Source organism: Bacillus sp. EB106-06-01-XG163 (genome assembly GCF_058791615.1).
The window spans coordinates 105,078-118,482 of the sequence record NZ_JBYTDS010000004.1; the positions used below are offsets into that span (position 1 = coordinate 105,078).

Genomic DNA, 13,405 nt, shown 5'->3' on the forward strand with positions numbered 1-13,405 from the left:
TATGAATGATCTTTCTCTATTATTGACAAGTATATTTGTCATTATTGCTTTATTCCTGTCTACATCTTTTAAAGCCGGCGTCGAAAAGGATATGATCGTCGCAACCGTCAGGGCCGTCATTCAGCTTCTCATCATCGGCTATGTGCTGTCGCTGATTTTTCGCGGTGATCACCCGATATTTATCATATTAATGGTGCTTCTCATGCTCACGGCCGCTTCGCACAATGTCTCCAAACGGAAAAAAATGCGGATCGGCTCATTTTGGCGCGTTTTTCTGACACTGGCGATCGCGGAAACCGTGACGCAGGGACTTTTACTGACCCTTCACATCATTCCGTTCACTTCAAGATATGTCATTCCGATAAGCGGCATGGTCATCGGAAACTCCATGGTGCTCTCAAGCCTGTTTTTAAGCAGGCTCAGTTCGGAAGCAGACCTGCGGAAAGAAGAAATCCAGCTGATTCTCTCTCTCGGAGGAACGCCTAAGCAGGCCGTCCGGCAGATATTGACGTCCAGTATGAAGCTCAGTATGATCCCGACGCTTGAAAGCCAGAAAACATTAGGTCTCGTTCAGCTTCCCGGCATGATGACGGGGCAGATTTTAGCGGGGGCTGATCCGATACAGGCGGTGCGCTTTCAGCTGCTGATCGTTTTTACAACGATGGCCTCCGCTCTTCTTACATGTATCATACTCAGCGCCTTGACATATCCTTCCCTTTTCACGGAACATTGGCAATTAAAAAAATTCAGCAGGGAAGCGTAGGCTTTTTTCCCTGCTGAATGATGGTTCATGACAAGGTCAGAGATTCATAGTAACGGGATAATTCAATAATCATCGCTCCCATCCGCTCAATGTCCGGAGCAAGGACCCTCTTTACCCCTTCATCCCGGATCGCTTCAGCCGTCACTTTGCCGACTGCGGCGGCAAGCACTTGTTTTTCGAATGCCTGCTGCAATTCTTTTGTGAACCCTTTTTCTTTTGCATAATCAAAGAGAGAGCGCACTTGAATGGCTGTTGTAAAACATACGGCATCGACCTCTCCGTTTAACAGCTCTGCCAGCAGTTTATCGACCGTCTCCCTTTCAGGCGGAATATGCTGATACGGCAGAACAGGGAATACCTCCGCTCCGTTTTTCTCAAGGAACTCCGTTAAGACCGGCGCTTTTTCGCCATGAAGCTGTATCATGACTTTTTTATCTTTAAAGTCAAATCGTTCCAAGGAGCGGATCAGCCCTCTTGTTGTACCGTCTTCATCTGAGGCATGCGGCGTGATGCCGAGCTTTTTTAAGGCCGCATATGTTTTATAGCCTCTGCAGCCGATTTTCGCTTCATGAACGGCCGCTAAAAATTCTTCTTTCAGACCGATTTTTTCCGATACCGACAATAACGTTTCCGTACCGATGCCTGTGGTGAATATTACCCAGTCGGCTTTTTGCCCGGCAAATGTTCTTACGTCGGGTTCCATTTGATCCTCCGCCAGGTATACGGTTCCTTGGAGGGAACGGACGACCGCCGTTCCGCCCTGCTTTTCTATTAATTTTGTAATCTCTTCTGTTTTCCGCGAACCGCCGATGGCAATCCGTTTCCCGTTCAATCCTTTTCCCATCGCTGTTTTCTTCTTCCCTTCAGATGCCGGGCGCCCTATGGCAGGCCGTCATTTATTTCTATTATTGTTACGCAATCAGCCGGGAAAATCAAGCTATGCTCCCGTTGAATCCCCCGTGCAGTTGCTGTATCATTAACCGGGCAGAATGATTTGATTCGCGGAGGGACTTTCAATTATGGAAACAAAAAAAGAGTTCGAGACAAAAGGATACGATACTTCGGTCATTTATGAGTTCAATGAATATCCTGATGTTCACAGCGGCCGATGTGACAATTGCGACTACACGCTGTTTAAAAGCTCAGTGAAGGGCGGAAAATTTTTGAGGGAATGCCGGAGATGCGGCATGAAGAAAAACATATAACAAAACAGGCAGCCGTCTTCCGGTGCGCTGCCTGTTTCTCAATCAATTTTCGACGGCCGCCTTTTTCAAAAATTCTTCAATGGCGCAAACAGCCTGTTTTGGACCGCCGGTTTCTTCTATTTTCTGCTGCATGCTTTTCACGCGGCTGAGGATGTTTTTATCGCTGTATACGTTCTGAACGTCTTTTTGCAAACGGGCCACAGTGACTTCTTTCGGCGGCAGATGCACGCCAAGCCCCAATTCATCCACACGCTTTGCGGTAACCTCTTGTTCGTGCATTTGCGGAACGACAACGAGCGGGACACCCGCATTCATCGCCTCCATTGTACTGTTCATCCCGCCGTGAGATACGAACAGCTTTGCTTTCTCCAGCACATCAAGCTGAGGAACGTGCTGGCGGATGATAAAGTGATCGGGGACATCCGAAAAACTTTCCGGATCAATTGTTGTGCCGACTGACATAATAACTCGCCAGTCCGAGTCCCGAAACGCGTCAATACACATCTGGTAAAATTCAGGCCAGGCGTTAAACGCCGTTCCCAGTGAGATGAGCATAAGCGGACGGTCATCGGCTGCATCAATTTCCAGACTTCCCGTATTTGTGCGTTCTCCAAGAGACGGACCCACAAAACAGAATCGTTCATCAAAGGTTTCCTGTTTCGGCTGAAAGGCCCTTGGCATAAAGACAATATTCAGTTTTTCAGGCATAAAAAATTCTTCCATTGTCATCCGTTTCAATTGTTCATTTTCAATCTGCTCCTGGTATTCTTCTATCGCCTGTTTGGCCGCTTCCAGTGTTTCTTCGTCTCTTCCTAATTGAAAATACTCATTCATTGCATAGCTCGGGCAGAACTTTACGGCCGGGATGCCGCTATTATCCGCAAACAATTTTCCGGCAAGAGCTAAAAAATCAAACAGGACGATGTCAGGAAGGTCGTCTTTGTACAGCTCTTCCAGCTGCGGAAGCACTTCAACCGCTTCTTCCAGAAACATCACAAACGCATCATTTTTATTTACCCGTTCTTTTATCGTCTCCGGGTCCGCCTTTATGCTTGTGCGGTATAAAACGGGAATGGCGCCCGTTTTGGCAACGGAAGCTTCGAATTCCTCAGTCGTAGCGAATGTCACTTTATACCCGCGATTGACAAGTTCCTCGGCTACAGGCAGCGTGGGATTGACATGACCGTGAGCGGCCACATTAATAATGGCGATGTGTGTTTTTCTCATCATTTTTCTTCTCCCTCATTTTCGTTTATCTCCGCTTCTAAAGACTCCAGCCCGTACATGACACTGTTTCGGATCGGCTCAATCTGGACCGGCTCAAGGTGTGAAAAGGCTTTTACAATTCCTTTCAGCGCCACTTCCGCTTCAAGTCTGGCAAGCGGAGCGCCTAAGCAGAAGTGTACGCCGAATCCGAAGGAAAGGTGCGGATTCGATTGGCGATGAATATCAAATACGCCCGCCTTCTCAAATTTGTTTTCATCACGGTTGGCAGATGCAACGTAGCAGAGAACGATCTCCCCGCTTTTCAAGCGGCGTCCGCGCAGTTCAGTGTCGTGCCGGACCGTCCTTCTGACAAACGGAGCGGGAGCGCGAAAACGCAGCGTCTCTTCCACCGTTTGCGCGATGAGAGAAGGGTCCTGTCTCAGCTCTTCATAAAGGCCGGGCGTCTCTAATATGCTGTAAACCGCATTTGAAATGAGATTAGTCGTTGTTTCATTTCCCGCCACTAAAAGCAGGTTGCAAAACGGGATCAGATCTTCTGCCGTGAGCTTCTCTCCCTCTTCTTCCTCTTTTATCAAAATAGAAATAATGTCTTGGCCGGGCTGTTTTCGTTTGCTTTCTATTATTTCCGCAAAAAACGCCGCCAGCTCCGCCTCACATTGGTCACGTTCCTGCTGATTTTTCTCCGCCGCTTCAGGACTCGCATCTTTCGGCATGCTGACGAGAATGTCCGACCATTTTTTAAACTGATCCATACGTTCGGACGGAACGCCTAATAATTCTGAAATCACCATGACCGGCAAAGGGTAAGAGAGATCTTTAACGATATCAATCCGCCCTTTGTTCTTTGCCTGTTTCAGGAGATGATCGGTAATGTCTTTAATTCTCGGCTCCCATTCCTTCAAGACGCAGGGAGTGAAAGCGCGATTGACGGCGGATCTGATTTGGGTATGCTTCGGCGGGTCCATATTCAGCATGGACTTTGCAATCGAGCTTTTCACATCAGTCATGAGGCTTGAGAACGTCTCTTTATCACTGATGACTTTTTTGACATCATCGTATAAAAACACACTCCAAACCTTCGTTTCTTCATCAAAGTGTATAGGGCTTTCCCGTCTCATTTTTTCGTACCAAGGAAAAGGGTTGTATACGTCCAGGCCGTTTTTTCCTTTCATCAGGGTTCTTTGGATGGCTTGTCTCGTGCTCCTCAGCTTACTCATGTTTCATCACTCCTGATTGTTTCATATTTGAATAGTTGACGTACCTTGAATTTTATCCTAGCACATATTTTCAATTTTTTTCTATTCATAACCTTAACTATTAACATAACACAACAAAAGTCATGAATCCGGAGGTGAAATTTCTCCCAAGAAAACAGCAGAAGCGCACAAAAAACCCGAGCCTTCGGCCAGGCTCGGGAGATATGTTCACTCATTCGTCTGCGGTTTCTGGTGCTGCTTTTGGTCTTCAGGAGGCTGCGTATTTCTTTCCATATCGTCCGTATCAGCGCCCATGCCTTTCAGGAAAGAAAACAGCAGAGTGACGGCCTTGTTGATTTCCGGGTCTTTTAAAGCGCGGACGATATCAAAATACCCGGTCTTCCTGCCGCTGTCTTTTTCCTCGACGGCCTTTGTGACCCCCGTATTGATTTTAACGATAAACGGCTCAAGCTGTTTTACATCGAGCATGCCGAGAACGCCGCTTAACAGCAGGAGATTTTTCAGCATATTGGCCGTTTCCGGAGTATTCGCCTTCTTCACGAGGATATCCATCACTTTGTCTCCCTGGCCGAAGAGCCCGCGCAGAAGCGCCAAAACGCCGCGCTCGTTCATGTGCTGAAGAATGTGCAGAGATTCCAAAATCGCGTCTTTATTTCGTAAAAGAGCCGTCTCGATCTCTTCTAAGTCCTTTTTTCGTTTGTCTTCTTCTGTGACGGTCTGTTTTCGGATGCCGCTGATTGCTTTAGCCATTTTGCTGCTTCCCCCTTTTTACGGCGTCTCCCGGAAATACATAATCTTTACGCGCCCATTTCCGATCAACCCGGACACCGATCTGCGGCTGCGGGTTTCCGTAACGGAAATTGATTTTCGGAAGCGGATTAACGCCTTCTTTTTTCAAAATCTCCATCTTCGCTGATGTTTCTTTATAAGCCGGTGTATCGGTATCCTTATCCGCATAGCTGCTTGTCAAAAGGTTAATGGCGGCGTCTTTTGAATCGTTCATCGGAAGATAGACTTGTTTGCCTTTTACCCTGTCTGTGATGACGCATTTGACTTTCACATTTCCGTACGGTGAAGTCAGACGGACAAGCGTTCCGTCTTCCAGCCCTCTTTCTTCGGCGAGTTCGGGCGAGACCTCAAGGAACACACTCGGTGTTTTTTCGGATATTCCTTTTGATCGGTAAGTCAGATTCCCTTCGTGAAAATGCTCGAGCAGCCTCCCGTTATTCACATGGATATCATATTCTTCATCAAATTCTTTCGGCTCGGTCCACTGAACGGGATATAGAATCGCTTTGCCGTCTGAAAACGGGAACTTGTCCGTAAATAAAAGCGGTGAATCGGTTCCGTCCGCTGCAACCGGCCATTGCAGTGAATTGTAGCCTTCGAGACGTTCGTAAGTGACGCCTGCGTAGAGCGGCGAAAGCATTGCCGCTTCTTCCATAATGTCTGCCGGATGTTCATAGTGCCAATCAGCGCCCAGACGGTTGGCGATGTCCGTAATGATCTGCCAATCAGGCTTTGAATCGCCCAGCGGTTCAAACACTTCGTAAAGACGCTGCACCCTCCGTTCCGTATTCGTAAACGTCCCTTCTTTTTCAAGGCTCGGGCTTGCCGGAAGCACGACATCGGCGAACTCGGCCGTACGCGAAAGAAAGATATCCTGCACAACGAAGAAATCAAGCTTTTCAAATGCGGCATGAACATGGTTAATATTGGAGTCGACAAGCCCCATTTCTTCTCCTTTTAAGTACATGGACTTCAGTTTTCCTGAGTGGATGCCTTCGATCATTTCATGATTTGTCATTCCGATTTCTTTCGGCAGGTCTGTTCCCCAGCCCTGCTCATACTTTTTGCGGGCTTTTTCATCCGTTACTTTTTCATAGCCGGGGAAGCTGTCAGGCATACTGCCGAAATCACTGGCTCCCTGCACGTTATTATGGCCCCGAAGCGGATATGAGCCTGCGCCGGGCTTGCCGTAATTTCCGGTCACAAGAAGCATGTTGGAAATGGCCGTGCTCGTATCACTTCCTCCGATATGCTGGGTGACACCCATCGCCCACAGTGCGCACACGCTGCCGGCTTCATGAATCATCCGGGCCACTTTGATTAGGGTATCCTTGTCCACACCGGTATGTTTTTCCGCATATTCCATTGTATAAGGTTCAAGGCTTTTCACGAATTCATCTAATCCGTTCACTCTCTCCTTCAGAAATGCAGTATCCGCCAAATCGTGATCAAGCAGATATTTCGATACGGCATTCAGCCAGACAATATCTGATCCGGCACGCGGCTGGAAAAACACATCGGAGCGCTCGGCCATTTCATGTTTTCGCAAGTCAGCGACGACGAGCTTCTGTCCGTGCAGTTTATGAGAACGTTTAATGCGTGTGGACAGGACGGGGTGAGACTCAGACGTATTTGAGCCGATAATCAGCACGAGCTCAGCTTTTTCTATATCTGTAATCGACCCTGAATCACCGCCGTATCCGACCGTTCTGAACAATCCGGCCGTGGCGGGAGACTGGCAGTAGCGTGAGCAGTTGTCGACATTATTTGTGCCGATGACGGCTCTTGCAAGCTTCTGCATCACGTATGATTCTTCATTCGTGCATTTGGAAGATGTGATAAAGGCAAGTGCGTCCGGGCCGAAATGTTCTTTTATATCGGTAAATTTATCAGCGATCAGCTGCAGCGCTTCATCCCATTCCGCCTCCCGAAACGAGTCTCCTTCCCGGATAAGCGGTTTGGTAAGGCGCTTTTCACTATTGACGAAATCCCAGCCGAATTTCCCTTTCACACACGTCGAAATGCCATTTGCCGGGGCCTCGGCCTGAGGCTCGACCTTTAAAATGTCTCTTCCTTTTGTCCATATATCAAAACTGCATCCGACACCGCAGTAAGTGCATACGGTTTTCGTTTTTTTGATTCTTTCATCCCGCATGGCCGATTCCATGTCCGATATGGCCAAAATCGATCCGTACCCGGTTTCGACCCCTTTTGTGATGTCAATCATCGGCCGAAGCGTCTCTTGGTTAATGCCTGTTAAATACCCCGCTTCGCCTTCCATGCCTTTTTCCATCATGGCATTGCACGGACATACCGTCGAGCAATGTCCGCAGGAAACACATGATGATTCATTGATCGGCACATCCTGATCCCAAATGACCCGCGGGCGTTTCCGCTCCCAATCAATGCTTAAGGTTTCGGTTACCTGTACGTCCTGACAGGCTTCGACGCAGCGTCCGCACAAAATGCACTGGTCGGGATCATATCGGTAAAACGGATTTGATTCATCTTTAGGATACGGTTTTTGATCGAACGGAATGCTTTGATGATTGATTTTCATTTCCTTTACGGTATTATGTACTTCGCAGCTCCCATTGTTGTAATCACAGACCGTGCAGTACAATTCATGGTTGTGCAAAATGTTGTCCATGCCGATAATCTGCGCTTTTTTCACATCGGACGAAAGCGTATCGATGACATCTCCGTCCTTTATTTGCGCGGAACACGAACGCACCAGTTCCCCGTTAACATTGACGATACAGGTATCGCACGTTTCAATCGGCCCGAGACTCGGGTGATAACACACATGCGGCACGTCAATTGAACTATTGTTCAAAAGCTGCAAAACGGTTTGACCGTCCGGCGCTTCCATTTCAACCCCATTGATTGTAACCTTCTTTGTATCAGCCATTTTCTTTTCCCCTTTCTGTACCCCTCTATACATCCTCTATGATTCCCAGCCGGCCTTTCACTAAAACATCTCGTTTATCTCAGGAAACATACGGGTATGAGCGGTAAAAAGGAGGCGTTCACATATGTTGAAGAAAAAAACACTCGCCACGGGATTATCGGCAGTGATGCTCACGGGATGCGCATTCGGCGCAGAAGCATTTTCGGTTACACAGCCCGTCCACGCCGCAGCCGCTTCAAAAACGGAAAACCAGCGTGCACAAGAACTGGTGAACAGCCTTTACCAATCGGCATTTAAAGGGGAAATGCCGCAAAATGTGAAAGGCCTGAAAATCAACCAAAGCACAAGACAGGACGTTTACGATAAAATCGGCGAGCCGGAACAAAAAGCAGACAGCCGCAATCCATTTGATTTATACAGCTGGAACATGGGAAACCCCGGTTATGGATTTTCCTATCATAAAAACGGAAAAATCTCGGAAATACGCTATTTCGGAACGGGGGTCGAGCGGCGCTTAAACCTCGGCAGCGTCACACCTGACGTCTTAAGCAAACAAATCGGCAGCGCTGACAAAATCCTGACAGTGCCAAAAACGGGCGAAACAGATTACGTCTACCATACGGGGCAGTATGAGCTCCGCTTCGTCATCGGCAGTGACCAAAAAGCAGACCACGTCAACCTAAAAGCCAGATAACGCAAAAAAAGCGGACTCCCGGGCCGTTTTTTCATAGACAGCTTCTCCGTCGTTCCTTACAATACATGGGAGTACAAAAAAAGGGGAACAGCGTGAAGTGAATAGACATCCATTAACATACGGAATATGTACCGTTTTTATCATCGCCCTCGGTTTGCTGTCCAGAACCGCATACATCACCGCCCTATTGCCCGGCATCATAAACGCTTATTTAGGAGATGCCCTGTGGGCGGCAATGATTTTTACAGGATTCGGGCTTTTGTTTCGGCACATCCGGACGGAAACAGCCGCATTTTTGAGCCTCTCGTTTTGCTGTCTGATTGAATGCAGCCAGCTGTATCACGCGCCTTGGATTGACGCAATCAGAAGCAGCACGCTCGGCGGGCTGATCCTCGGCTGGCAATTTGTCTGGAGTGATATTTTCGCCTATACCCTCGGGGTATGCGCCGCCGCATTTTTAGAATGGGCCGTAAAAAGAAACCGCCAGTCCCCTTCATAATCGGAGCATGCCGCCGATATGAAGGGATAAGGAGGTGGAAGCTATGGATATCCCTGCGTTATCAATCGCTATGCACCAAGCATCTCTGGCGCAGAATGTAAATATCGCTTTAACAAAAACGGTCATGCAGCATGCACAGGCTGCGGCGGAAGAAACAGTGAAAATGCTGCCGTCCCAGCACCCGACTGCCGGACATTCAATTGATGTGAAAGTGTAAAAAAAGATGCCGGATGATAACCGGCGTCTTTTTTTTGCCCGTTGTACGTACACCATACCGGGCATACAGGAATAAGGTAAACGGAACCAAACATTTGAAAAGGAGGTTTTCCTCTTGTACGATCCTTTCTATCATGAATACACAGCCGAGAGCCACGAACGGGTGCCATATCATTATCCGCGGCCGCCTTATTATTTCCCCAGACCGTATCCATACTATCCGCGGCCGCCTTATTATTATCCTAGACCATATCCATACTATCCGCGGCCGTATATCCCGTTCTATCCTTGGTATTAATGTTTGAAAAGAAATGACTGCAGACAGGAGGCTTCCCCTGTCTGCTATTCAACTTTGACCGACAGGATATACGGGAGGGCTTGAACTTTTTCCATTACCGCCGCTTTCCCGCTTTTGCTTTTCACCCTTCCCTTCACTTCAAGCACCGCCTTATTCAATTCATAGGACGTAATAAGAATTCCTTTTTCCTCAAGAGAAGTTAAAATATCATGCATGACGGCTTTCTCCTCAATCCTGAAACTGACAGACAAAGAATGCGCCGCCGGTTTAAACAGAAAATTTAACAGTTCAAGCCCGATTAACGCCAAAATCGTGCCGCTGATGCCGATGACATACATACCTGCCCCGATCGTCAGCCCGATGCCCGACGTAGCCCAAATCCCCGCGGCCGTCGTAAGCCCCCGCACGACATGCCGCTGCAAAATAATCGTGCCGGCTCCTAAAAATCCGACGCCGCTGACGACCTGCGCCGCCACCCGGCTCGGATCAAAGGACGTATGGCTGTTGGATAACAAATCAAAAAAGCCGTATTTGGAAACGATCATCATCAAGGCGCTGCCGACGGCCACTAAAAAATGCGTCCTCAAACCGGCTTCCTTCGCCCTGAATTCTCTCTCCAATCCAATAAGAGCCCCAAGCAGACCCGCAACCGCCAGACGAATCACAAAATCAAGTTCCATCCCTCTCTCTCCTTTCCTTATCTTCTTACCCGCTTTTTATCCCCCGTATCTTTTTCAATCAGCACAGGACTGCCCTGCTGAAAAAAACTGCATTTGAATATATACTTTGGTTCTTTATCATATTGTCAGTGCCCTTATTTATATGCGGAAGGTATTAAGCTGGCGTTTCCAAAATAAAGGAAATAACTTATTGAGAGTATATGAAACAAGTTTATTCGTTGAAGCTGCGGCCGCTTGTCTCTTCCAATCTTCTAAAAACAGAACGAATGCCGCTCCCTCATACTCAAAAATTGCTTTCAATCCGCAAAAATATATCGTAATATAAGATATAATCTTAATAAACGATAGAAGGTGGATGATGATGTCAAACGAAATCATGCGATTAAATGACCTCTGGACAGATATTTATTACCGGCTCCGTTATCAGCACCATGAAAAAATCACTCACCAAGGTGTACGGATTCTGCAAGTCATTCAAAAAGAGAAGGCAGTCGGAATAAAAGACATTGCCGAAGCGATTCAAGTATCACATAATACCGCTTCGGAACATATAAAGCGGTTACTGCAGAAAAAGTACGTTTATAAAACCAGAAGTGTTGAGGATGAGCGGAAAGTCATTTTAAAACTTACCAGTTTGGGGGCGGATGTCCTTTACCGGCATTCCGGTCTTGATGAAGAAAAGCTTAAACAGCTTCTTTTTGACAGCATGAATAATGAAGAAAGAACACTTGTCCTAAAAGCATTCAGTTTGATGAAGGAGCGTGCTGAAGATGTTTACGATCGTTAAAATCATTGTCTCCGCTGCTATTATTGGGATTATCACTGAAATATCAAGAAGAAGCCCCAGTTATGGAGGTATAATAGCGGCTTTACCAATTGTCAGTATGCTGAGCATGGTTTGGCTGTACATCCAAGGCGAAACGAAGGAGACATTAAGTCATTTTGCATTCAGCGTGGCTTCCGGCATCCCCTCCACAGTCATTATGCTGGTCATTATCGGCATCGCCCTTCGCCATTCACTGTCTTTCATTGCCGCATCAGGGCTTGGACTTACAGGATGGCTGGTTTTCTTGTATGCTCAGGATTTTATCGTGAAACATATAAACAGTCAGCAATAAGCACCTTAGCGCTTCTTTGGAAGAAATACGAGGAATTAAAAAAACAGGGATACCCCTGTCTTAAAAGTGACTCCGATTAAAAAGCGAAACCCCTTTCTTCACGAGAAGCAGACACCGCCGAACACAAAAACATCCCGTGTTGCGAACGGAGTTCGCAGCCTGTACAGCCATATCGGCATGAAGAACCGGCTGATCTCTCAAACAGAATGTCCGGCAATCACCTCAAAAAACGAGGTGAAATCTGTCAGTATCCCGTCATCCGCCAGCTGTTTTTCTTCAAATAGCGCGCGGTTTTTTCCGAGCGGGTCAATGGCCATAATCTTGCCTGCACCTGCTTTTTTCGCCGCTGTGAGCCCCGAAAAGGCATCTTCAATGACTAAGCATTCTTCAGGCCTGAGGCCTAACTTTTCCGATGCGATGAGAAAAATATCCGGCGCCGGTTTTCCGGGGAAGCTCCCGTCATCAAACGTGACTTTGTCAAAATCAAACCACCGATCCAACTGAAAGACGTCAAAGTAAAACTCGACATTTTCCTTTACCGTAGCCGTGGCAATGGTCATCGGCGTTTCTGATTTTTTCAGATGGTTCAATACGCCGGTCAGTCCCTTCGTCAGCTTTAACTCATCTTTGTTTTCAAGGCATAATTCTCTGTAGTAGGCTTCTTTTTCAAAAGACAGCTTCTTGATTTCTTCATTTGTTAAATCGCCGGAAATAAAATACGTCAGGATTTCACTGTTTGTTCTCCCGTGAATGTTAACGAAAATGTCTTCATCAGAAATAGTTTTCGGCGCGTATTTTTTCACCATGAAAAACCATGCTTTTTCGTGCAGATGCGAATCTTGAAACATCGTGCCGTTAAAATCAAAAATAACCCCTTTCATCGAACCGCCCGCCTTTTTTATTTTTTTGCGATTTTGACATCTACATATTGCTCATAATGAATCTGAACATCTTTCATCACTTTATCATCCGTAATCAGATAATCCATATCGTGTAAGTTATAGAACACGTAAAAATCTTCCCGGTTGAATTTTTTATTATCCGCCAGCAAAAATTTCGTCCGCGAATTATTCAGCGCGATTTGATGGGCTTCCCCTTCTTCAATGCTGTAAGAAGAAATCTCATCATTATGTATGCCGTTTGCGCTGATGAAAGCTTTCGTAAAATTGAATTTCTGCAGATTGCCGTTCACGATGGGCCCGACGAAGGCACCGGTATTTTTTCGGAAATCGCCGCCAATCAGAATGGTATCCGCAGTGTCACCATGCTTTAAAATATCAAATACGGGATAGTTGTTTGTGATAATCCTGATTCGCTTATGCAGCAGGTGTTTGGCTAAAAGTTCAATCGTCGTGCCGGGCCCTAAAAAAACGGTATCGCCGTCATTTACATATGAAGCTGCGAGTTCCGCGATCTTCCCCTTCTCATCCATTTGAACACCCAGTTTTTCATTATGCGATAATTCGTGATCAATGGAATAAGATATGCTCTGTGCGCCTCCGTGAATACGTACGATTTTTCCGGCCTTATCCAGCTCGTCCAGATCTCTTCTCACTGTCATATCAGAAACATCCAGTTCATCGATAATATCACTCACCGTAATAAACCCCCGCGAGTTTACGATGTCGATGATTTTTAAAAGACGCTCTTTTTTTAACATGTTCAATCATCCCCTCAACTTTACACACAATCTAACACACCGCGGCACTCCGGTCAACAAAAACAAACACTAACAAACAACATAATCAACATATAAAACAACAAGAAACTTATAAAACCCCTATGAAC

General features: G+C 46.8%; 15 protein-coding genes and 1 pseudogene. 8 read left to right on the top strand and 8 right to left on the bottom strand.

Annotated features, from left to right (window positions below):
* The first annotated feature begins 1 nt into the window (after position 1).
* Positions 2-763, top strand: coding sequence for an ABC transporter permease (locus AC3WTF_RS06405; RefSeq protein ID WP_007407305.1), 762 nt, complete (start codon positions 2-4; stop codon positions 761-763).
* A gap of 25 nt (positions 764-788) precedes the next feature.
* On the opposite strand, the gene AC3WTF_RS06410 is transcribed toward AC3WTF_RS06405, so the two are convergent.
* The gene (locus AC3WTF_RS06410) at positions 789-1,607 is read right to left on the bottom strand and encodes a uroporphyrinogen-III synthase (protein ID WP_129004082.1); all 819 of its coding nucleotides are present in this window, start codon (positions 1,605-1,607) and stop codon (positions 789-791) included.
* Positions 1,608-1,782: 175 nt separating this feature from the next.
* Here AC3WTF_RS06410 and AC3WTF_RS06415 point away from each other — a divergent pair, with 175 nt between their 5' ends.
* Positions 1,783-1,968 carry a DUF8096 family protein gene (locus tag AC3WTF_RS06415; protein WP_003154919.1) on the top strand — a complete coding sequence of 62 codons (186 nt, stop codon included), beginning with the start codon at positions 1,783-1,785 and terminating at the stop codon, positions 1,966-1,968.
* Between the two features lie 42 nt (positions 1,969-2,010).
* Here the strand turns inward: AC3WTF_RS06415 and AC3WTF_RS06420 are convergent, their stop codons facing one another.
* The 4 genes from AC3WTF_RS06420 to fdhF all read right to left on the bottom strand — a co-directional run bounded on the left by AC3WTF_RS06420 (position 2,011) and on the right by fdhF (position 8,112).
* Complete coding sequence (locus AC3WTF_RS06420) at positions 2,011-3,195, bottom strand: macrolide family glycosyltransferase (protein WP_061046962.1); 1,185 nt, start codon at positions 3,193-3,195, stop codon at positions 2,011-2,013.
* Positions 3,195-4,412 carry a cytochrome P450 gene (locus AC3WTF_RS06425; RefSeq protein ID WP_421726956.1) on the bottom strand — a complete coding sequence of 406 codons (1,218 nt, stop codon included), beginning with the start codon at positions 4,410-4,412 and terminating at the stop codon, positions 3,195-3,197. The genes AC3WTF_RS06420 and AC3WTF_RS06425 overlap by 1 nt, the downstream gene beginning before the upstream one ends.
* Positions 4,413-4,619: 207 nt before the next feature.
* A complete protein-coding gene (locus AC3WTF_RS06430; protein WP_007407310.1) occupies positions 4,620-5,162 on the bottom strand; it encodes a helical membrane plugin domain-containing protein in 543 nt (180 codons plus the stop codon).
* Positions 5,155-8,112: a formate dehydrogenase subunit alpha gene (gene fdhF / locus AC3WTF_RS06435; RefSeq protein ID WP_007407311.1), complete on the bottom strand. Its 2,958-nt coding sequence runs from the start codon at positions 8,110-8,112 to the stop codon at positions 5,155-5,157. The genes AC3WTF_RS06430 and fdhF overlap by 8 nt, the downstream gene beginning before the upstream one ends.
* A gap of 124 nt (positions 8,113-8,236) precedes the next feature.
* Here fdhF and AC3WTF_RS06440 point away from each other — a divergent pair, with 124 nt between their 5' ends.
* The 4 genes from AC3WTF_RS06440 to AC3WTF_RS06455 all read left to right on the top strand — a co-directional run bounded on the left by AC3WTF_RS06440 (position 8,237) and on the right by AC3WTF_RS06455 (position 9,819).
* Positions 8,237-8,806 (top strand): YjgB family protein, encoded by a 570-nt coding sequence (locus AC3WTF_RS06440; protein ID WP_015417262.1) that lies wholly within the window; start codon positions 8,237-8,239, stop codon positions 8,804-8,806.
* 97 nt (positions 8,807-8,903) lie between these two features.
* On the top strand, positions 8,904-9,305 hold the full coding sequence (locus tag AC3WTF_RS06445; RefSeq protein ID WP_007407313.1) for a ribosomal maturation YjgA family protein: 402 nt from the start codon (positions 8,904-8,906) through the stop codon (positions 9,303-9,305).
* Between the two features lie 43 nt (positions 9,306-9,348).
* On the top strand, positions 9,349-9,522 hold the full coding sequence (locus tag AC3WTF_RS06450) for a YjfB family protein (RefSeq protein WP_012117340.1): 174 nt from the start codon (positions 9,349-9,351) through the stop codon (positions 9,520-9,522).
* 114 nt (positions 9,523-9,636) lie between these two features.
* Complete coding sequence (locus AC3WTF_RS06455) at positions 9,637-9,819, top strand: hypothetical protein (protein ID WP_076851211.1); 183 nt, start codon at positions 9,637-9,639, stop codon at positions 9,817-9,819.
* 283 nt (positions 9,820-10,102) lie between these two features.
* Here the strand turns inward: AC3WTF_RS06455 and AC3WTF_RS06460 are convergent.
* A pseudogene (locus tag AC3WTF_RS06460) lies at positions 10,103-10,499 on the bottom strand (MgtC/SapB family protein); the annotation flags it as partial.
* A gap of 361 nt (positions 10,500-10,860) precedes the next feature.
* Here AC3WTF_RS06460 and AC3WTF_RS06465 point away from each other — a divergent pair.
* Positions 10,861-11,286, top strand: a complete 426-nt coding sequence (locus AC3WTF_RS06465) for a MarR family winged helix-turn-helix transcriptional regulator (RefSeq protein ID WP_015239656.1) — start codon at positions 10,861-10,863, stop codon at positions 11,284-11,286.
* Positions 11,270-11,617, top strand: a complete 348-nt coding sequence (locus AC3WTF_RS06470; protein WP_007407319.1) for a DUF3147 family protein — start codon at positions 11,270-11,272, stop codon at positions 11,615-11,617. Before AC3WTF_RS06465 ends, AC3WTF_RS06470 begins: the two co-directional genes overlap by 17 nt.
* A gap of 197 nt (positions 11,618-11,814) precedes the next feature.
* Here the strand turns inward: AC3WTF_RS06470 and AC3WTF_RS06475 are convergent, their stop codons facing one another.
* Together AC3WTF_RS06475 and AC3WTF_RS06480 are read right to left on the bottom strand one after the other, a co-directional pair.
* On the bottom strand, positions 11,815-12,498 hold the full coding sequence (locus tag AC3WTF_RS06475; protein WP_007407320.1) for an HAD family hydrolase: 684 nt from the start codon (positions 12,496-12,498) through the stop codon (positions 11,815-11,817).
* Between the two features lie 17 nt (positions 12,499-12,515).
* The gene (locus AC3WTF_RS06480) at positions 12,516-13,277 is read right to left on the bottom strand and encodes a DeoR/GlpR family DNA-binding transcription regulator (protein ID WP_007407321.1); all 762 of its coding nucleotides are present in this window, start codon (positions 13,275-13,277) and stop codon (positions 12,516-12,518) included.
* Between the last annotated feature and the right edge of the window lie 128 nt (positions 13,278-13,405).